The sequence below is a fragment of the Anaerocolumna sedimenticola genome (assembly GCF_009931695.1).
Lineage (GTDB): Bacteria > Bacillota > Clostridia > Lachnospirales > Lachnospiraceae > Anaerocolumna > Anaerocolumna sedimenticola.
Window position 1 is genome coordinate 808,596 of the sequence record NZ_CP048000.1, and the last position, 20,357, is coordinate 828,952.

Here is a 20,357-nt window from a genome sequence, read left to right on the forward strand (position 1 = left end):
TCTTCACTCCACTCAAAAGCAATCCTGCTTATTTGTTTCAAATCAGCCTTAATCATCAGCGTATATTAAAAAAACTCATACACCATAGGAAGCTGGGTGTGAGGGAATACCCATACTTCATATGGTATATGTGTTAATCGGTCTTTTATTAACCTATTCTATCTTTGACACTCCCTTTAATATATAACAGTAAAGGATAAATTGTCCGGTGCATTACTAATATGCAGTGTCTTATTATCGGCACTCTTAGATATTTCATAAGAATTGCCAACCTTTACAGTCCCGGAATTTTCATCAATATCAACCTTATAAGACTTACCGTTTAAAGGTCCTTCTAAAAAGCTTACAGTCTTTTCGGTATCGCCTTTAACACCGCTTACATTTACTTTCTGGGTTACACTTACACCTTGAACCAGACCCGAATAAGTTTTGGTCGTATCCGTTGTATTCTTCCATTTTTCTATGGTAGACCCTTCATTACGTAAGAAGCCCTGCAGTTCAGCAAGCATCGAGCTGTCTACTGTATAGGTAATACCATAATACGTTACTTCTACCTTTTTTAACTTCGTATAAGCTACCGGTAACGTATAGGTTCCGTCTCCGGTTTTTCTTATAATTGCTATAGTGGAGGAATCTCCGTGAGAACCACCGCCACCGCCGCCGCCGGAGCCGCCAGAACCTTTGCTTCCGGTTACTTCTTCTGTCTTAGCAGCATCACCTGTTCCAATTATAACAGTAATCTTTACATCACCTTTTATTTCCGGTACAGCTTCTGCTGTTGCAGCCGTAACTGTAGTTGCTTCGGCTCCCGGTAAAACTGTTAAAGTAAATTTTGCATTGGATACTATAACCAATGGTATACTTGTAGTAATACTGGCACCTGCAAAATTATTGATAACCGGTATCGGTGCAGTAGAAGTACCGGTTATGTTGATAACCGCATTGGAATCTACAGTCAATCCATCGATAATTCCGTTATTGACAAGATCTAAATCCGTATTGATACCATTTACGAAGATAGAAGCCTTTCCGGTACTATCGATAATAATCCTTATCTTAGGAGCAGATACGGTAATGTGATTACCTGCCGCCCTCTCTGTCCAGGTTGAAGCTTTGATTGCTTTAATCTCTACTTCTTTAAATACACCATTATTGGTAACATCTGCGTTTGGTGCATCTACTACAAGTTTCTGTTTGCCGTAGCTGCCCTGAGGAATCGTAAAGGAAATCGCTTCCTCTGTCTTTAAGGTGATCAGTCCTGCACCGCTTCCAAGAAGAGCCTCCAATCCTTTTTGTGTTGTAACGATACCGTCTTTATCTATGACCTTAATCGTTACTTTGTCACTCTTACCGCTTTTGGTGGTTGCAGTAACGGTAACAGTACCCTCTTTTAATGCAGTAAATTTACCCCATTTCCCGAACTTAACAACTGATGTGTCACTGCTCTTCCAGGTTGTTGGATCATTGGAAGATGCCGGTGTTAATGTCCTGTTTAAATCATAAACCTGCCCTGCGTTTACCTTTGTGACTTTATTATTTATCACAATTTTCGTAGCAGGTTCTATAACGGTTACCTTGCAGGTAAGATACAAAGATGTCTTTTTCGCTTTTACAGTACAATAGATCGTTGTGCTGCCTTTTTTAACACCTGTAACCACACCCTTACTGTCTACGGTTGCAACTTTCTTATTGCCGGTCTTCCATTTGTAAGTTGAGTTTTTAATTGGATTTTTAATTCCCAGCTCAACTTTCTTTCCTTTTAATACGGAAACTGTCTTGGAGATTGCCGGCTGTGCTGCTGCCTGTGCAGATATAGGAGAATAGCAGGTAATGATTAATGCAACTACCATTACCACTGCCAGCAGTTTTCCTGCTGTAATTCTGAACTTATCTGCATTTTTACTCCTTGTCATGCCCTATTCACTCCTTTTTCAGATAACTTAATATCTGTTATTATTTATATTCTACGGCAGATAAATCTTCCGGGAATATCACCTCATTTGTTTCAGCTGGCTCCCCTGCCTGTTAAGACGGTAATAACCGTTTTTATAATCAATTTAATATCCAGGCCCAGTGACCAATTATCAATATATTCCAAGTCCATACGTACCACTTCTTCAAAGTTGGTAATGCTGCTTCTTCCACTGGTCTGCCATATACCGGTAAGTCCCGGTTTCAACGTAAGTCTTCTTCTGTGCCTGCTTTCATAATTTAAAAATTCGTCTTCCGTAGGAGGTCTTGTCCCAACAAGACTCATATCTCCCATCAATACGTTTAAAAACTGGGGAAATTCATCTATACTGGTTTTTCGGATGAATTTTCCAACTTTAGTGATTCTGGGATCCTCCGAAAGTTTAAACATAAATCCCTGCATTTCATTTTGCCCAAGCAGACTTAACTTTCTTTCTTCCGCATCCGGATACATGGAACGAAATTTATATATCTTAAACCTTCTGCCGTTTTTACCGATCCTTGTCTGGGAGAAAAATACAGGACCGGGGGATTCCATAAGAATTGCCGGAGCAATAAAAATGGTCAATAAACCGGTTATCAAAACGCCGATCATTGCCCCTATAATATCTATGAAACGCTTTATAACAAGTTTGGAAGCCTGGTATTCTTTTTTATTAAAAACTAACACATGGTATCCTGAATAGGACTCCACTTTCTTTTCTTTAATATTTAAACCGAAAGTATCTATATTGAGCTTTACCTTTATTCCCATTAACTCCAGTTCTTCAATTATTTCCTCCAGATACAGCTGCATTCTGGGAGGTACACTGATGAATACTTCATCCACTGTTTCATACCGTATCGTCTCTAAAAAATTATGTATCCCGGCCTTAACCGGTATACCCAGAATCTCTTTGCCGGTCATATCTTTTTCTAGTATTGCAATGGATGTTATTTTTTGCTCCGATAGATTTGCACTTTTCATTTTAGGAATTATCTCAAGAGCTTTCCGATACGTAGTAATCAGCATAATCTTGCTGCTTCGTTCACTTTCCTTAAAGTAAGTCAGCATAATTACTTTATAATACTGCCTGGCCAAATAATTAAGGCACATATAGAACACAAAAAATTCTATGAAAAACAACCGCGCATATATGATTCCCCTTTTTGATAAAAAGAGTATCGTACTTACGCACAGAACACTCAACAGATTACGGGAAATTACCATCTTTAATTCCTGAGTAAACCCTCTTCGAAAAAAACCAGTGCTGGAATCGGTCATATAAAATACAGCAATATACACCAGTATACAAACAATAAGTAATATACTATAATTTTCACTTTTTATGTATTCCAATACTACCCCAAAACGTGCAAACGCTGCCAAAGCATAAGCTAAAATCAGCGTGGCCACATCAAGTAATAATAACCTGATACTGGGTGGTTCTTTACTATAGCTTTTCATTTACTTGTCTCACATTCTTTGGCATTATTCAGCACTCTTTTATCGGAAGTACTAAACAAATGATTTCTATTTGCAATCTTTATACAAATTAATAGAGCTATAACAAAAAAAAGTAAAAAAATAATAGCCGCATCCGGTCTGGCCCCCAATAAATAACTCGGTCTGCCAATGGCAAACAATAAATCACCGATGATATTCATATATTTCTCTCCTTCTGCTGCTCATAGCAAATTTAACGGCACCGCCCATACTATTCCTTTCATGGGACTGGTACTTATTTCATGCTTAAACATTAATTCATCCTTAATTTTACATAATAGTATAAAATATACATTTTATACTATAATAGTATCCTAATAAGATATTGTCAAGTGAATTTTTGCGCATTTGTATCCATTTTAGACCATAATTCTCTTTTATTTGACACAATCATATGATAAATTACATAAATATTCAAAATACGACATTGGCAATTGATATTCATATCAAAATCTAAATATAGGGTGGCTATTATGAATCGTGTAAAACAATTGAGAGAAGAAAACAATTGGACCCAGGAATACTTGGGCAGCCTGCTAAATGTAAAAAAAGCGGCAGTATCCAAATATGAAACCGGAAAGGCAGCGTTAACGGATGATACCATCTGCAGATTAGTGAAAATATTCCATGTTTCTGCGGATTATCTTCTTGGAATAAGTGATAAGAGAAATCTTCTTCAAAACAGTTTAACGGAAAGAGAAATTGCTCTCCTGGAATATTATAATGCTTTGACCTCAAAGTACAAAGATATTGCCATTGGAACCCTCGCCTCTCTTACCAACCAGCAGGATAAAGCACTTTCACCAAAAAATAAATAATAATATCGGATACATGAAACAATAATAGACGATTCCGTTGTCAAGGTTCGAGGAACTTTTTCATCCCCTCTTTTTCAAATAAAAGATACTAATAAGCAATCCGCTTAATACTGCCAGCCAGAAAGCACCGATATAAAGAAAAATAATAATATCCCACCTAAGGTAACTTACGATAAAATTATAAAAGTACAAGGGGGCTATATGAATATTCTGATAGATACCTGACAATAGAAGATAAGCGGGAATAAGAAACAGCATAATGGCGGCAGCAGTACAGCTGTAAGCGATATACCGCAGGGCCCGGTGTTTATAATACTGCATCTTTATAAGGGTTATGATGATTACAGCTATCAGTAAAAGTATGATTGGTACGAACAGTTTAATCAATTTCTCATATATTCCTTTATATTTAATAAAGTATTTTACAAATGGAAATTGTAAAAGTCTTATATACTCCTTTGTTAATGTCGTTGATAATTCGCTGATTCCCTCATTTACTTCTTTTGTCTTTTCAACTTTATTATTGGCAATATATTCTTCCATGTTAATCTTAAGGGTGGCTTCTATCTCAGATTCATTGATAGTACTGACGTTTTCATGCAGCGCCGCTTCTATATTTTGTTTTGCATCTATGTACACCCTCTCCAGTGTAACTACATTCGTTAATATCTTTTGCCAAGGCAGTCCGGTTGGTAAGAGGTCACTTACCAAATTATCTTCTATCGTATCCCTGACTTTTTCATAATATCCGGATTTATTTAATTGGGTTAATATAACGTCCTCGTTAAATACACCGACATAAACCCCAAATAAAACTGATATACACAACATTAACATAGACAGTATAAATGCCAGTGTAAGGCTTAAGCCATTACGCAGCCTCTGCCTTTTTTTATGTTTTATTTTCTTTTCTAATTGTACATTATCCATGTGATACACCTATCGTTTCTATAATATGTAATCTTTCTTACCCCATTTATAAAATACCTCTAACTTTATTTAACTTACTTTTAACCTACTTATAAACAATCTCAGGCCCGGATGCCTTATCCGCATAAACAAAATATCTTTGATTCTTGATTCCTACAACTGCCCCAAAGGGATAGCAGGTGTAAAGGATTAATTCTTCTTTGTCCTGATTTAGATTATAAGCACTGGTATCCGCTGCGCTTTTAATTTCCATGTGGGTTACTTTGTAATTATAGATACCGTAGTTTGTAGTAATTACAAGCATATCCCCCTCTTTCACGGATTCCAGAGGTTCAAAGTAGGTACTGTCATGGCCGCCGATGAGAATCGGTTTATTATTACCGGGTATAAAGCTTCCGATATATTGGCCTACTCCTTTTTTTAATACCTTATCGGAATCGCCGAAATAAACAGGAGCCTTAAGATTTACCCGTTCACAGGTAAGATTGGCATAAAGAGTTTCATATTCCGGCAGTTGAACCTCTTTATTTTGAATGTAATCCACTGCTTTTACACTATTTTCGTTGTAGATGGAATCCAGCTCAGACGTAAACTTCGGAGTACTGTTGGTAAATACCATACCTGCTACGGAAGATACCATGTCAACTACCGGCCGCCCTGCCATATAGATTAAGCTATATCCGATTACGGTATATAACAATGGTATATAGAAATATTTAGTTACATTATGAATCCTATGTCTTTTCGTGTGTTTGCTCATATTATCTCCTTACAACTTCCGTTAACTACATCTATCTTCTTCCTCCCGTAAGGTAAACAGTCCATAATACTTTGCCGTAACGATACAGGTTATAATAAGGGAAATCAAAACCGCACCAACAACTAAGGTACCATTAAATCGGAATCCGGTGTTTTTAATAACCGTCTCTGCAGACATTACCGCTTTTCCTTTCTGATCGATCACCTTTACTTCATTTTGGCTTAAATCATAGGATACGGACACTCCCATCCTGGAAGATATTTCTTTAGCCGAATTAATAAGCTCCTCTAAGGACATGATGGTATAATTCAGAGTGTTCTGTGCTATTTCCGATTTAGAATTTCCTATGCTGTTTAAGGCTTTGGAAGTACTTTGAATAACTAAATCCTTCCTATCCGTTTCAGAATTATTACTCTCTGACTTGCTGTTAGCAGCCTTACCTTTATTATTACCGCCTTCATTCTTGTTACCGCCTGCTGCTTCGTCACTGTTTTCTGCTTTTTCCTGCTCTTTTTCACTTAAGTTTAAGTAACCCCTTGCTACTCCCTGGGGAGCTAACTCTGCCATCTTGGCAAATATCATACTTTTCTGTTCATCTGTGATATTTACCCCATCCTGGTTTAGGTAATTGATTCCCTGATTAATATATTTGGAATCAACGGTATAGTATTTTCCGTCTACCATAAAACCTGCCCTGACTCGATTAATGATTTCCTGTTCGTTGCTGTTAATTCCGGATGCTCCGTAACAAACCTGACTGCTTAGAAAAAGGAGCAGGATAAAAAAGCATCCGCTATATATTATTTTTCTCATAGATTTCTTATTTCCGGATAATACTGTTAAAGCCCTTTCTCAGAATAAACTGAGAATAATCGTATTTTCCGCCTGACTCCTTTCTATTATCTTTTCTTTTATAGGTAATTGCAAAACTCACATATTGTATCTATATACCATGCAATTAATACAATTTCAGAGCTGAATTTTGCCCATAGGGCAACTGAAGCTAAAAACAAGTATTAATTGTATGGTATATCCAAAAAACTATATCGTTTCCCATATCCTAAACTTTCCTTGCAATAGAAAGTTCCTCTCTTTATAACTATCATGAGGGGAACTTTCTATCTACACTATCCGGTTTCTATATCTCATGTATTTTTTATTTATTCATAAACCTTCGTTGGTTCTATCCTCTTACCACCTATACGAACGGTAATCCTGGATGTTGTATTACCTTTTACGGTAACCGTACCGGCATCACTGTCCACCTTAATATAATATACGGAAGTAGCTGCAGAACCGTCTTTGTTTTTGATTTGAATTGGATTATACCCTTCCCCATTAACTGCTTTTACAACAATAATATAATTGTCTTTTGGATAAGGGAAATCAAAATTAATAGGTTCAACTTCAAACTTAAATATATTTGCCAGGTTATTAATCGTAATCGTTACTCCCTCTACCTTAACGGTAGCTGGACCGGATTTGGCGTCAGATGCATAAACTGTTTCTTTTACAGTTTTGCTACCGGAGCCGCCGCCACCGCCGCCACCGGAGGATGGATTACTGGGTTGTGGTATTTCATGGGTTCCTCCGGGTTCAACGTCTTTCCCGTCAACGACGGTACCGTTTGAATTATCTCCCACTTCTACAGTTGCACCGGGTACATCAACACTGTTATTATTACCTTCAATTTTAACGTTAGTAACGGTACCGTCACCGGTTATGGTTGACTGATTGCCTTGGGATAAAACAGTACCTACCGTACCGCTATCTGTAACATGAACCGTTGTATTATTACCGGTAGATACGATATTACCTACCGTGGAGGTAACTATAATGCTGCTGCCCTGACCGGCATTATTAATCGTTGTAACCGGTTTATTACAGGTTACGGAAGCTCCATTAGAAGCAGCGTCAATATTAAGAGTTGCAGCGGTTACATTAACAACTGCTGCTAACTGACCTGTTACTGTTAAACTTCCAACTGTAGATTTCTCTGCTTCGGTCGTTCCTGCATCATTCAGGGCCAGACTCTGACCCGTAGTACCCTGAGCAGACAGACTGGTAATCTCACAAGCTTTCATGTTAATATCTACCTTGGCATTTGAGGCTGCGGATACGAAAAGAGCACCCTTATACCCTTCCAAAGATAAGCTGATATTTCCTGTGTCTTTTGCATCCAGTTTAATTTCCTGTACTTCACTTCCGTCACCCTGTATGATTTTTATGGAAGTTTCCGTAATTATAATGTTGATTTTCGTATTGCCTGTTACATTAATTACCGGGATTTTAATCTCATCTGCAAGAGATAAGCCGTAACTTAACCTGGTCTGTGGCTGTTTTGACAGATCTTTCACATTAACATTCTTAATATCACATTCATTTAAATTTAAAGCATACCCTGCATTATTCTCAAGATTTAAGGTTCCGGCAATTCTTAATTTATTAAAATTAATCTGAGCCTCCCCTACTGAATTATCAATGGATACATTTCCGTATACCTGACCGGAAACCGTTATTTTTCCGTCTATTACATCCTTACTTGTTAAAGAAAGATTGTTAAGAACGGTTACTTTCATTTTGGCACTCTTTTTACTGCCGTCCATTGCTGCTGCCGTTATGGTTGCAGTACCCGGAGCGACTGCTTTTATTTCGCCTAAAGCTGAAACAGACACTACTTTCTTATTGGATGTAGTAAATTTAAGCGTTTTATTGGCGGCGTTCTTAGGTAGGACTACTTCCTCTGCCCAGATCTTATCGCCAATTATCATTTCCTGGGCTTTTTTCATGGTAATGGAGGATACTTTTACAGAAGGATTAACTTTTACGGTACATACCGCTTTATATTCTTTCCCTTGAATTTTACCAGTTGCGGTAATGGTAACACTGCCTTTATTGAAAGCAGTAACAACTCCTTTTGTTGATACCTTCGCTATGTAGGTATTACTACTGGTCCACTTAACGGCTACTGCTTTACCGTTTTGATCCTTTGCTTTTAACGTAGTACTGGCCCCTGCTGTAATCGTTACCGATGTTTTACTTAAGTTAATCTTAGCTGATTCTTTCGCAGATACTATACCGGTATTCATTGATATTCCGGCTATTATCATTACTAACATCACGATATACGCTGTTATTCTTGAATATTTTCTTTTCAACACTGCACCTCCGCCTGATTTTATTGTAAATATTTACCAGCTCCTAAAAGTATAAAACAGTTCATTTTTAGAAGCAAGTGAAACTTTGCATAATGATCCAATTCTTATCGCAGAAATTTTTATATTATACACGATTAATCAATAATATAACGGCATAGTTTCTGATTGGTTTTAAAAGTTTATAAAGTCATCTTTATCGACATTTCCTTACACGTCTTATTTTCATTAAAGCTATATTTTCATATTATATGTATTGATTACGGATTATTTTCTTCTGGTTTTCCCGTAATAGTTCATTGGTATATGCTTCTCCGTATTTTTTAGTTAGATAAGCGGCACACTTCTTTAATCTGGGTGATTTTTCTTCATCACTATGGGAATCCGTAGCGATAATATGAACCAGATTGTTTTTTAATAACTTTCTGGTTATCCTTTTATAAGTAAAACCGTTATCCCCTATAATACTTTGTGCATTTATCTGAACATATGCACCCATATGAATTACTTCCTGAACCTGCTCTAAATCTTTGACCAGATTATCATAACGTTCTATATGGGCAAGGATTGGGATATAACCGTTTATCAGAATTTCCTGAACTGCTTTTTTCATATATGGATAATCTGCCATAACCGAAAATTCCACCAGGAGGTATCTTGAATCTGCCAAGGCAGGTATCTGCTTATTTTTTAAAAGTTTGATACATTCATGGCTGTAATAAATCTCACCTCCCAGATTCAAAATCATCTCTGGCAAAGATTTATTCAGTTCTTCCGTTACCCTGTTCCGGCAATCTATGAGCTCAGGCAAGGATGGTATTTTACCACCCGTGTAAAAATGCGGAGTCGCTATTATGGTTCTGATTCCTTCTTCGTATGCGATTTTAAACATATTGATGGTCTGTTCCATACTTTCAGCTCCATCGTCTAGTCCCGGTAAAATATGACTATGTATATCAATATATCCTTCCATATCCACTCCTTTGTATTTACTTTCTAGAGGGCAATCATTACTATCTCACATCAAGCCACAGATATTCTTTACCGGATTCATTATTATCGGAATCAATTGCATAATATAACAGTACATAATCACCGGCCTTATCCATATCAAAGTACCCTATAATATGAATTCTTTGAAACAAGGAATTATTGTTATCTTTATCATCCACTATCTTATCCACATAGGACAGGGCGTCAAACCTCTCTCCCCTCTTCAACTTAACTTCGTGGGTTTTTAATATCAGGGACGGATACTTTACGGAAGCAGATATTTTTATTTGATTTAAAGCAGAACCTGTTGTTACCGGATTGCCTGTTACCTCGGAGGGGTTCATACCCTTGACATTACCGGCTCCCGCCGTTACTCCGGTTCTCTGAGCAGCCTCTGTTGTTTCCACTCCCTGGGAATCCTCAGGTGCATTTGCCGCAGTTCCTTCCGATAAAACTTTCGTATCTGCTTCTTTACCGGCCGTATTCTCCCCATTCGCTTTCGAATCCGTTACAGAGGTTATTTTATTCCCCTGGCCGGCGGTTTTTGGCTTGTACGGCACTATCACCTCTTTCTTGGTAATATTATTATTGGAATCTTTAGCAACATAAGTTATCTTTGCTGTAAAACTGTCTAACATAGGCAGAATATTCTCAACCATAACGGTGTTTGTGACATCGCCATCCTCTGCATCCTTTGCAGAAACATGTTTCAGTAAGGTATCCTCCGGTTCATCTTCCGTATAAACAGCGGAATTCTCCGCATAGGTAATTATCGGACCGGTTTTATCTTCCGCTGCCAGTAACCGGACTAATATACTAAGTAACAGAAATATCCCTATACCGGACACAATCATAAACTTTTTCATACTTACTCCCTAAAACATACCGCAGGTTGGCCTGCGATACTGCCATAACTATTAAACCAACCTATTTCCCATAATAACTTCCATAATAAGATCCGTAATATGTTCCATAATGCCGGTTATGTTTTAATCCTACTTTATTTAATACCGCACCGAGAATGCGGCAGTTACCTTTCTCCAGCTGCTTTACTACTTTCTGTACAAATTTATAACTGGTTGCCTTGGCCTGTATCACTATAATAACCCCATCGCAGAATTCTGCCACATTGGCACTGTCAATCACAAGACCCAGGGGTGGTGTGTCGATAATGACATAATCATATATTTCACGTTGTGATTCGACTAACTCCTTAAACATATCACTTCCCAGAAGATCCGCAGGGTTCGGCGGGGTTGGTCCGGTAAATACCACATCCAGATTCTCGATATTCGTATGGTATATAATTTCCTCTAATTGATTCATTCCGGACAGATACTCAGATAATCCGTTGGTAGCTTTATCCAGCTTTAACCGCCCAATCAGAACCGACTTTCTTAAATCCGCATCAATAAACAGTACTTTTTTACCGCCTTCCGCTATGGAAGTAGCCAGCTGAAAGGATACCACCGTTTTGCCTTCATTGGGTGTACAGCTGGTAATACAAATGGTTTTCACGCTTTTACCGCAGAATAAAATATTGGTTCTTAAGGTATTGTAGGCTTCATTGCTGCTGAAATTGAAATTAGTAGTACGTTCAAAATTAATAACTTGCATTGCTTATACCTCCCTTATACCCCTTTTTATAAGCCCTTTTCAGTGCTGCCCTGACTTTTTTGGATTCGACAATACTCTCTTCAATGGGAATGGTCCCAAGCGTCGTAAGCCCCAAATACTTTTCAATATCCTCACTTTTTTTAATGGTATCATCTAACAGATAAATAAGAAGTATAACAAAAATAGAAAGAATTATTCCGGCTGCTCCGCCGATTAACACATTATTTAAAAAGTTAGGGGAGGAGGGCCCGGTTGGTATATTACCCGGTTCTACAATATTGGCTTTTTCCATCTCCATAATGGATACCATACGTTGGGAGGATACTTCACCGATGGAATCCGCTAATTTTTTAGCTATGTAAGGGTCACTGTATTTTACCGTTATCTCCAGGATACGCGTATCGGTGGGAGTATTTACCGTGATTGCATTACTTAACTCTTCATGGGTCATATTAAGGCTCAGATCACTGATTACCTGTTCCGTTACCGGTCTGCTCTTAACCAGTACCTGATAATCCCTGGTAAGCTGGGTGCCGGTCTGCAGGTCGGAATATGTGGTGAATTTCTCTGTGTCCTGCCTGTTAATAACATATATCTTAGTAGTTGACTCATAGACGGGTTTTAATAAGATCTTGGTAAATATCCCGGCTGACAATGCACATATAATTCCGGCAAAAACAATAATCCAAACTTTATCGATTAAAACAAAAAATAATTCTTTTAAATCAATTTCAATTTCGTCTCTACTTTCCTTCTCCATTTATCACACATACCTTTCGTTTTTCTAAGCCGTATATATGCCATATGGCCATTCAGAAATAATTCCTTTGTTATATTTTCACATTATGAATAAGCTTTTTTGTATTTTCTATCAATAATTGGTTAATCACCTGATCTCCGCATTTTTTACGGATCCTGTTAAGGCCTTCCGACATCCTGGGAGCCCTGTTATAATCAGAATGGGAATCCGTGCTTATAATATGCACCAGGTCATATTTAATTAAATTCATACAAAATGCCATTCTTTTATCTGTTATTTTCCTGTTGAAACTGGCTATGTTCATCTGCATATAACACCCAAGATGGATTAAGTCATAAATACCCTCATAGTTGCGGTACAAACAGTCATACCTTTCTACATGGGCAAGAATCGGAAAATAACCGTATATCAGCAAACGGTGAATTCCGGTTTTTATGGTTTCATAGGTATCCGTTCCGGCAAATTTCACAAGAACATATCTGGTACCTGCAAGTGTAAGTGCCTTCTCCTTTCTTAAGTGTTCTATAATATCTTCACTGTAAAAAACTTCATTACCAATATCTATGGTAAAATTCTCATCAATTTTTTCTGCTTCTGCCTGTACTGCCTTAAGTTTATTATAAAGTTCTTCCTTATCGGCATTTCTGCAGCCCACGCTGTAATGAGGTGTCGCTATAATATATGTAATTCCTTCTTCGTAAGCTATTTTCAGCATGTTTTTTGTCTGTTCCATACTGACCGAACCATTATCCACCTGGGGCAGTATATGGCTATGTATGTCAATTAATTGATTCAAGCCTTTTTCACTCCTACCTCGATCCTCTTCCGAATAAAACAACCCATAATGTTTTAAACAATATCTTTATATCGATAAGAATAGACCAGTTGTCAATATATTCCAAATCCAGTTTTACCACTTCTTCAAAGTCGGCTATATCACTTCTTCCGCTTACCTGCCATAATCCGGTTAAACCGGATTTTAGGGCAAGACGCCTCTTATGTCTTCCTTCATATTGAAGAAATTCATCTTCCGTGGGCGGCCTGGTTCCTACCAAACTCATATCTCCTTTTAAGATATTTAGGAATTGAGGAAATTCATCCAGACTGGTTTTACGTAAGAAATTGCCCACTTTGGTGATTCTGGGATCATTTTTTATTTTAAACATGAATCCGTTCATTTCATTTTGCGCGAAAAGCTCCTGCTTTCTGGCTTCCGCATCCACATACATGGAACGGAATTTATAGATCCGAAAGCGTCTGCCGTTTTTACCCACTCTTATCTGGGAAAAGAAAACAGGTCCCGGCGATTCAATCATAATGGCAGGTGCAATAAATATGGTTAAAATAACAGTTAAAATACAGCCTACCAACCCGCCGATAATATCTAAGATACGTTTAAGCTGCAGCTGGCTTTCATCAAATAATTTAGAACTGAATGTCAGGACATGATAACCGCTTATTTCCTGAATAATCTTTTCATGAATCTTTAGTCCAAAAGTATTAATACTTAAATTAGCCGTAATTCCCATATTTTCAAATTCCAGTATGGTTTCCTCCAGATTTAAATTAAATGGGAAATCATTTGGGATATGGATAAATACTTCATCCAATACCTGATGTTTGGCAACTTCAAACATATCGATAAAGTCGGCTTTTACTTCAATCCCATCAATAACTTCACCAACCATATGTTTATCCAGAATCGTTAAATACGTAACCTGATACTCCCAGTCATTTTCCCTCTTTATTCGGCTTAACACTTCTTTCACCTGATTCGAGGTAGTTATAATCATTATTTTCTTGCTGGAGGAACTTTTTTTATAAAATGCCAGAAGTATGATTTTATAGTATTGTCTGGCTATATACATAATCAGAATATTTAACAGGAAAAAACAGAAAAAAAATAACCTGGAATACGTCGTACCCTCTTGAAAGATAAAGATAACCGCAGTGGAGGTAACTGCCAGGATACAGTTTATCTTAATAACGACTATCATTTCTTCCCAGTATCCTCTTTTAAATAATCTGCTGTAACTATCATAAAAATAATAAATGGCCGTATATAATAAAAGCACATAAACCGATGCAAAGCTGTATACGTTATTGTACCAGTATCGTGTTATGTTACCGTACCGTATCCATGTAGCCAGCAGGAAGGAGATTACAATACAGCACAGATCCACAAACAATAAGTACTTATTGGGCGTATCCTTCTTCATTAAATCCATTGTAGGTCCCATCCTTCAAAAATAGTTGATACTTTTTCGCAATCATTATATTGATAAACAGTAATAAAATATAAATGTCACGGAAATGATTAAGGTATTCCATTGAAATTCCGGCTGTTGTGCATTTTTTTCAGTTTCATAAATGATTTTACCTGACGAATCTTGTACCTCCATTATATTGCCCTGTGTACTAACGGATAATTTCAGTCCGCATATATGATAGATCTCGGAGGATATACGAAGAGCCAGTTCCCTGCCGTCAAATGACATCTTGGTAAAATCATTTTTTTGTTCCAGTTTCATCAATGCCAAAAGCTGTGCTATCTTATTGGCAACCTCTGTTAATTCACTCTCTTCTAAGTTCACATTCGAGTTTTTAAAATAATTTTCAAGTTGACTTATGTAGGTAGCGTATTCATTACCTGCCATATTCTTTTGGCTTTCTAATTGGTTTAAGCTGTTTTCTAATACGGTAAGAACGGTTTTTTCTGTTATATTGTTCTTTTCTTCCTGTATTAAACTTCCTTTGTTGGTAATGGATGGAACGCTTATTTCATCTTTTGTTTTCAGATTTCCTACCAAGATCACAATGCTCATAAGGATTATCAGCATACTGAAAGTTACCAGTGTAGGTGCAGTTTGTTTCGACATACTTTGCCCCCTTTATCAGAAAGTATGAAACCAATTTAATAATTGGTATTCTTTCCTGTCCTGAAACAATTATATGTAAATTTTTAACAGTTCCTTAAGATTATAATGCAGCTTCTGATATTTCACAAGATAAAAATCCTGAGAAATAGGGCTTTTCACCGCAATATAAAACAATATCCAAGTAGAAGATTTAGAATATGACGGCATACATATTTTAATTATCAAATTCCTTCTATTTTTTCAGATGTTAATAATAGCAGCTATAACACTGCTGATCTCCCCTTACAATCCATAAAAAATCCTTTGCTGTCATTAACAGACAGCAAAGGATTTTACCTAAAATAATATGAAATTCTTAATTTAAATTACAATATCATGGTCAGCTGTATCCGTTTCTTAGCCACGTCCACACTCATCACTTTGACTTCCACAATATCTCCCACACTGACTACTTCCAGCGGGTGTTTTATAAACTTCTTGTTGGTAAGCTGGGAGATATGAACCAGTCCGTCCTGGTGCACCCCAATATCTACAAAGGCACCAAAATCGATGACATTACGAACTGTTCCCTTTAATATCATACCCTCCGTAAGGTCTTTCATATCCAATACGTCGGTGCGGAGAATCGGTTTTGGCATCTCATCACGGGGATCTCTTCCCGGTTTCTCCAGTTCCTTAATAATATCCGTAAGGGTAATCTCACCGATTCCTAATTCTTTCGCCATAGCCTTTTTATCTTTAATCTGTTTTCCTAATTCGCTTAATTTACCGGCCTTAATATCATTGGTAGTATAAGATAGTTTTTCAAGCAGGTTTTTGGCAGCTTCATAAGATTCCGGATGGACGCTGGTTGCATCCAGAGGATTTTTACCATCCAGTATTCTCATGAAACCGGCACACTGTTCAAAGGCCTTCGGCCCCAGTTTGGCCACCTTAAGGAGCTGGTTACGATCGGTAAATCTTCCGTTTTCCTCGCGGTAGGTTACGATATTTTTAGCGATGGTTTTGGTAATACCTGATATATATTCTAACAGGGATGCGGAAGCAGTATTTAAGTCAACTCCGACTTTGTTCACACAATCTTCTACAACACCGGTTAAAGCTTCCGATAACTTCTTCTGGTTCATATCATGCTGATATTGCCCTACACCAATGGATTTGGGATCTATCTTAACCAACTCCGCCAACGGATCCTGTAATCTTCTTGCTATGGATACCGCACTACGCTGTCCCACATCATAATTAGGGAATTCCTCCGTAGCAAGTTTACTTGCGGAATATACGGAAGCACCAGCTTCATTGACAATAATATATTGCACATTACTGTTAATTTCTTTTAACATATCTACAATAACCATTTCCGATTCCCTGGATGCGGTGCCGTTGCCGACGGAAATGAGAGTGATGCCGTATTTCTTAATGAATCCTGCTACAATTTTTTTAGATTCTTCCACTTTATTCTGAGGGGCGGTTGGATAAATTACGATTGTATCCAGTACTTTACCTGTGCCGTCTACCACAGCTAATTTACAGCCGGTACGAAAGGCCGGATCCCAGCCAAGTACAACCTGTCCCACAATAGGCGGCTGCATCAGAAGCTGTTCTAAGTTCTTACCAAATACCTTAATAGCTCCGTCCTCCGCCTTTTCCGTCAGGTCGTTTCTTATCTCACGTTCAATGGCAGGAGCGATAAGGCGTTTGTAACTGTCCTCGATTACATTGATTAGGATATCCGTAGTATAAGGATTCTCTCTTTTTATGGTCTTAGTCTGAAGATATTGTAATATTCTATCTTCGGGAGCCGTAATCTTAACCGTTAATATCTTCTCATTTTCTCCCCTGTTAAGGGCCAGTACCCTGTGTCCAGCCAGTTTTGTAAGCTTTTCCTCAAAGTTATAATACATCTCATAAACGCTCTCAAGAGTATCATCTTTCGCCGTACTGGTAATGAAACCTTCCTCGAAGGTTACCTTACGGATATAGATTCGGTAATCTGCTTCATCGGAAATATTCTCTGCAATAATATCCATTGCACCTGTTATAGCCTCTTCCACGGTATTAACATCCTTTTCCGGATCCAGAAAACGTTCCGCTTCTTTTTCAACGGGCTGGTTCGTCATCTGTAACAGAATAATATTGGCTAAAGGTTCCAAGCCTTTTTCTTTGGCAATGGTTGCCCTGGTTCTTCTCTTCGGACGGTATGGGCGGTATAAGTCTTCCACCACCACTAAAGTAGTGGCAGCTAATATTTGTTCCCTTAATTCCTCCGTTAATTTTCCTTGTTCCTCTATGCTGGACAGAACACTGGCCTTTTTCTCTTCCAGATTCCGAAGATATAAAAGTCTTTCGTGCAGATTTCTTAAAACCTCATCATTTAAGGAGCCTGTAACTTCTTTACGGTAGCGGGCGATAAAAGGTATGGTATTACCCTCGTCAATCAATTTGACTGTTGCTTCTACCTGTTCCAATCTAATTCCCAGTTCATCCCTTAATTGCTTTAAAATATCCATGTTGTACTCCTTTAGTTCTAAACATTTTCTTAACACAAAACCATACATTACATCATATCATCCAAATTCAGTAAAATCAAGTGTTACTGCATGTACAGCGACCATATTACCATGGATTATAACTCTAAATGAATCCTTAAAAAATAGTGCCGCCTACTATTTAATCAAATGACTGTCCTTATGACATATGATTAAATAGTAAGCGGCACGAGCCGGTTTCAATCCCAAAAGTAATTATAGCATTTCTATATAATCAGTTCTATTTATAAGCTGCTTTTATCCTGTATTTGATTCACTATGTTTTCCATCTCTGCCCACTTTTTCTCCATATCTTCCACCAGCTTTAGCTGGGTTCTGCAGCGGTCAAGATTATGTCCCTCACGGTGAATGCGAAAATACGTATCTCCACTCAGATAATCCGTTAAAAACCGCATACCGCACTCCAAGGTCATTAGTTTTGCACCCATGGGAAGCATTTCGATTTCTTTTTCCGTCAGGCTTTTATTACAGCCTTTTAAAAACCCTGAGGTATATAACTCAAACAATGATAAATTGAGTGATACCTTGGATAAATCCCGTTCATCCTCGGCTGCATTATTAGCCCCGAAACGGATGGAGTCGCCGAAATCATATAAAGAAAGCCCGGGCATAACCGTGTCCAGATCAACCACACAGATACCTTTTCCCGTATTAATATCCATCATGATATTATTTAATTTAGTATCATTATGGGTTACCCGAAGGGGTAATTCCCCTTTTCTTAACAGATTAAGACATACGTTCATATCCTGCTCCCGATTTCTTATGAAATCAATTTCGTAAGAAACTTCCTTTGCCCTGCCGCAGATATCCTTTTCTACCGCTTCTGAAAATGTCTTAAAACGAAGGGGTGTGTTATGGAAATCCGGGATGGTTTCATGGAGTTTTCCCGCATCATAATCAGACAACTGATTTTGAAATGCCCCAAAGGTATATGCACACTGGTAGAAATCTTCCGGTCTCTCCACCTGCTCATAACTTACCGCCTCGGTTATATATTCATAAGCCCGCCAATAACAACCGATGCTGTCAATAAAAAAAGGTGCTCCCGTTTTAGTAGGAATAACATTCATGGTTTCCCGGTGAATATCCCCGTTTCTTTCTTTGATTTTTTCTTTTAAAAATGAGGTGACACTGCAGATATTCTCCATTAATTGTTCCGGATTTTTAAATATCTCATGGTTCATTCTCTGTAAGATGTACTTTATGTAATCTCCGTTTTCCTTTTGAAACCATACCAGAAAGGTGTCATTGATGTGTCCGTTTCCATTCCGTTCATGTTTTATATAATTTCCATCAAAATCCATTATTTCAATAGCTTCTTGAATTTTTGCGCAATATTCCTCTCTTAACATGATAACCTCCTCCTATTTGGTTATATTATTTCCATAAATTGTCGGGGTAAATCCCTTTCTTTTTAAGTTCTAAAATTGTTTTAATTGTATGATATATTCAAAAAACTATATAGTTTTGCATTTACCCGAATATCCTCTATTTTGATTATATGAAATTTTATTTGCAAAATCTCTAAATAATCGTATAATAATTAGTAATATCTTACGCTTTTATCAATTATACTAAAAAGGTGATTTATGGAAGAACAAATCAGTTTATTCTCTGTATTAAAAGAACTGCATACAATCTCAGGTTTCAGAATATCCGTTTATGATACGGAACAGCATGAAATATGCGCTTATCCAAAGGAATTAGGCTATTTTTGTACTTGTATTCAAAAAAGTAAAGAGGGAAAAAACAGCTGTCTGGAATATGATTTTAAGGCATTTGAAGAGGTTAAAAAAACAGGTCAGACCTATATTTACCAGTGCCGATTTGGTTTATATGAAGCAGTATCACCACTATACCATTTTGGAGTGCTGTCCGGCTATCTGATGATGGGGCAAACCATTGATAACAGTTTAGAAAGTACGGATTATGTGTATTCCAAAGGGCTTACCTGCATTACTGATAAAGAACAGCTGAAAGAAGCCATTCACCATATCCCGATCAGTTCTAAAGATAAGATAGTATCCTGTATTTCCATCATGAAAATATGTGCATCCTACATAACTTTCCATAACGGCTGGAAACCTGCCGATAAGGATTTATCTTCCCGAATAAAAAAATATTTAAATCGGAATTACGCATCGAAAATTACACTGGAGAATCTGTGTAAAGAATTTTATTGCAGTAAGACAACCCTGACTTCTACTTTTAAAACGAACTATGGGATATCCGTTATGGACTATCTCACCGGTATAAGAATTGACCAGGCCAAAGCATTACTTCAAAATGATTCTTTATCTATGAAAATAATTGCACAGACCTGCGGATTTTCCGACCAGAATTATTTTACAAAGGTCTTTCTTAAGCATTGCGGTGTCACCCCCAGCGGCTACCGGAACAACCTACACGGATTCTGACGGTAATAATAAATTGACA

General features: G+C 37.5%; 18 protein-coding genes. 2 read left to right on the forward strand and 16 right to left on the reverse strand.

What is annotated here, in order from left to right; genetic code table 11:
* Positions 1–176: 176 nt before the first annotated feature.
* The 3 genes from Ana3638_RS03540 to Ana3638_RS03550 form a co-directional block, all read right to left on the reverse strand.
* A complete protein-coding gene (locus Ana3638_RS03540) occupies positions 177–1,913 on the reverse strand; it encodes an Ig-like domain-containing protein (protein WP_161836804.1) in 1,737 nt (578 codons plus the stop codon).
* Positions 1,914–2,005: 92 nt separating this feature from the next.
* Complete coding sequence (locus Ana3638_RS03545) at positions 2,006–3,418, reverse strand: sugar transferase (RefSeq protein ID WP_161836805.1); 1,413 nt, start codon at positions 3,416–3,418, stop codon at positions 2,006–2,008.
* Complete coding sequence (locus tag Ana3638_RS03550; protein ID WP_161836806.1) at positions 3,415–3,618, reverse strand: hypothetical protein; 204 nt, start codon at positions 3,616–3,618, stop codon at positions 3,415–3,417. The genes Ana3638_RS03545 and Ana3638_RS03550 overlap by 4 nt, the downstream gene beginning before the upstream one ends.
* Before the next feature lie 312 nt (positions 3,619–3,930).
* Between Ana3638_RS03550 and Ana3638_RS03555 the strand changes: the two genes are divergently transcribed.
* Positions 3,931–4,275, forward strand: a complete 345-nt coding sequence (locus Ana3638_RS03555) for a helix-turn-helix domain-containing protein (protein ID WP_161836807.1) — start codon at positions 3,931–3,933, stop codon at positions 4,273–4,275.
* A 60-nt stretch (positions 4,276–4,335) separates the two neighbouring features.
* Here Ana3638_RS03555 and Ana3638_RS03560 read toward each other — a convergent pair whose 3' ends face one another.
* From Ana3638_RS03560 to Ana3638_RS03620, 13 genes are all read right to left on the reverse strand, one after another.
* Positions 4,336–5,205, reverse strand: a complete 870-nt coding sequence (locus Ana3638_RS03560; protein ID WP_161836808.1) for a hypothetical protein — start codon at positions 5,203–5,205, stop codon at positions 4,336–4,338.
* Between the two features lie 85 nt (positions 5,206–5,290).
* Positions 5,291–5,965 (reverse strand): class D sortase, encoded by a 675-nt coding sequence (locus tag Ana3638_RS03565; RefSeq protein WP_161836809.1) that lies wholly within the window; start codon positions 5,963–5,965, stop codon positions 5,291–5,293.
* A 21-nt stretch (positions 5,966–5,986) separates the two neighbouring features.
* A complete protein-coding gene (locus tag Ana3638_RS03570; protein WP_161836810.1) occupies positions 5,987–6,778 on the reverse strand; it encodes a hypothetical protein in 792 nt (263 codons plus the stop codon).
* A gap of 347 nt (positions 6,779–7,125) precedes the next feature.
* Positions 7,126–9,123 carry an Ig-like domain-containing protein gene (locus tag Ana3638_RS03575; protein ID WP_161836811.1) on the reverse strand — a complete coding sequence of 666 codons (1,998 nt, stop codon included), beginning with the start codon at positions 9,121–9,123 and terminating at the stop codon, positions 7,126–7,128.
* Between the two features lie 244 nt (positions 9,124–9,367).
* Entirely contained in the window at positions 9,368–10,093 is a 726-nt protein-coding gene (locus tag Ana3638_RS03580; RefSeq protein ID WP_161836812.1) for a CpsB/CapC family capsule biosynthesis tyrosine phosphatase, read from the reverse strand.
* Positions 10,094–10,133: 40 nt separating this feature from the next.
* Positions 10,134–10,979: a hypothetical protein gene (locus Ana3638_RS03585; RefSeq protein WP_161836813.1), complete on the reverse strand. Its 846-nt coding sequence runs from the start codon at positions 10,977–10,979 to the stop codon at positions 10,134–10,136.
* Between the two features lie 61 nt (positions 10,980–11,040).
* Complete coding sequence (locus Ana3638_RS03590; RefSeq protein ID WP_161836814.1) at positions 11,041–11,730, reverse strand: CpsD/CapB family tyrosine-protein kinase; 690 nt, start codon at positions 11,728–11,730, stop codon at positions 11,041–11,043.
* Entirely contained in the window at positions 11,717–12,490 is a 774-nt protein-coding gene (locus Ana3638_RS03595; RefSeq protein ID WP_161836815.1) for a YveK family protein, read from the reverse strand. The genes Ana3638_RS03590 and Ana3638_RS03595 overlap by 14 nt, the downstream gene beginning before the upstream one ends.
* A 70-nt stretch (positions 12,491–12,560) precedes the next feature.
* Complete coding sequence (locus Ana3638_RS03600) at positions 12,561–13,286, reverse strand: CpsB/CapC family capsule biosynthesis tyrosine phosphatase (protein WP_161836816.1); 726 nt, start codon at positions 13,284–13,286, stop codon at positions 12,561–12,563.
* A 13-nt stretch (positions 13,287–13,299) separates the two neighbouring features.
* Positions 13,300–14,718, reverse strand: a complete 1,419-nt coding sequence (locus Ana3638_RS03605; RefSeq protein WP_161836817.1) for a sugar transferase — start codon at positions 14,716–14,718, stop codon at positions 13,300–13,302.
* A gap of 45 nt (positions 14,719–14,763) precedes the next feature.
* Positions 14,764–15,369 (reverse strand): hypothetical protein, encoded by a 606-nt coding sequence (locus Ana3638_RS03610; RefSeq protein WP_161836818.1) that lies wholly within the window; start codon positions 15,367–15,369, stop codon positions 14,764–14,766.
* A 365-nt stretch (positions 15,370–15,734) separates the two neighbouring features.
* Positions 15,735–17,879: a Tex family protein gene (locus Ana3638_RS03615; RefSeq protein WP_161836819.1), complete on the reverse strand. Its 2,145-nt coding sequence runs from the start codon at positions 17,877–17,879 to the stop codon at positions 15,735–15,737.
* 263 nt (positions 17,880–18,142) lie between these two features.
* The gene (locus Ana3638_RS03620) at positions 18,143–19,273 is read right to left on the reverse strand and encodes a phosphotransferase enzyme family protein (RefSeq protein WP_202621562.1); all 1,131 of its coding nucleotides are present in this window, start codon (positions 19,271–19,273) and stop codon (positions 18,143–18,145) included.
* 237 nt (positions 19,274–19,510) lie between these two features.
* Here Ana3638_RS03620 and Ana3638_RS03625 point away from each other — a divergent pair, with 237 nt between their 5' ends.
* Positions 19,511–20,338 carry a PocR ligand-binding domain-containing protein gene (locus tag Ana3638_RS03625; RefSeq protein ID WP_161836820.1) on the forward strand — a complete coding sequence of 276 codons (828 nt, stop codon included), beginning with the start codon at positions 19,511–19,513 and terminating at the stop codon, positions 20,336–20,338.
* The last annotated feature ends 19 nt before the right edge of the window (positions 20,339–20,357 follow it).

Excerpts from the sequence above, each read along its gene's own strand:
- Ana3638_RS03615 (WP_161836819.1), bottom strand. The coding sequence starts at position 17,879 with ATGGATATTTTAAAGCAATTAAGGGATGAACTGGGAATTAGATTGGAA.
- Ana3638_RS03595 (WP_161836815.1), bottom strand. The coding sequence starts at position 12,490 with ATGGAGAAGGAAAGTAGAGACGAAATTGAAATTGATTTAAAAGAATTA.
- Ana3638_RS03540 (WP_161836804.1), bottom strand. The coding sequence starts at position 1,913 with ATGACAAGGAGTAAAAATGCAGATAAGTTCAGAATTACAGCAGGAAAA.
- Ana3638_RS03585 (WP_161836813.1), bottom strand. The coding sequence starts at position 10,979 with ATGAAAAAGTTTATGATTGTGTCCGGTATAGGGATATTTCTGTTACTT.
- Ana3638_RS03625 (WP_161836820.1), top strand. The coding sequence starts at position 19,511 with ATGGAAGAACAAATCAGTTTATTCTCTGTATTAAAAGAACTGCATACA.
- Ana3638_RS03545 (WP_161836805.1), bottom strand. The coding sequence starts at position 3,418 with ATGAAAAGCTATAGTAAAGAACCACCCAGTATCAGGTTATTATTACTT.
- Ana3638_RS03620 (WP_202621562.1), bottom strand. The coding sequence starts at position 19,273 with ATGTTAAGAGAGGAATATTGCGCAAAAATTCAAGAAGCTATTGAAATA.
- Ana3638_RS03555 (WP_161836807.1), top strand. The coding sequence starts at position 3,931 with ATGAATCGTGTAAAACAATTGAGAGAAGAAAACAATTGGACCCAGGAA.
- Ana3638_RS03550 (WP_161836806.1), bottom strand. The coding sequence starts at position 3,618 with ATGAATATCATCGGTGATTTATTGTTTGCCATTGGCAGACCGAGTTAT.
- Ana3638_RS03560 (WP_161836808.1), bottom strand. The coding sequence starts at position 5,205 with ATGGATAATGTACAATTAGAAAAGAAAATAAAACATAAAAAAAGGCAG.
- Ana3638_RS03605 (WP_161836817.1), bottom strand. The coding sequence starts at position 14,718 with ATGGATTTAATGAAGAAGGATACGCCCAATAAGTACTTATTGTTTGTG.
- Ana3638_RS03580 (WP_161836812.1), bottom strand. The coding sequence starts at position 10,093 with ATGGAAGGATATATTGATATACATAGTCATATTTTACCGGGACTAGAC.
- Ana3638_RS03610 (WP_161836818.1), bottom strand. The coding sequence starts at position 15,369 with ATGTCGAAACAAACTGCACCTACACTGGTAACTTTCAGTATGCTGATA.
- Ana3638_RS03570 (WP_161836810.1), bottom strand. The coding sequence starts at position 6,778 with ATGAGAAAAATAATATATAGCGGATGCTTTTTTATCCTGCTCCTTTTT.
- Ana3638_RS03565 (WP_161836809.1), bottom strand. The coding sequence starts at position 5,965 with ATGAGCAAACACACGAAAAGACATAGGATTCATAATGTAACTAAATAT.
- Ana3638_RS03590 (WP_161836814.1), bottom strand. The coding sequence starts at position 11,730 with ATGCAAGTTATTAATTTTGAACGTACTACTAATTTCAATTTCAGCAGC.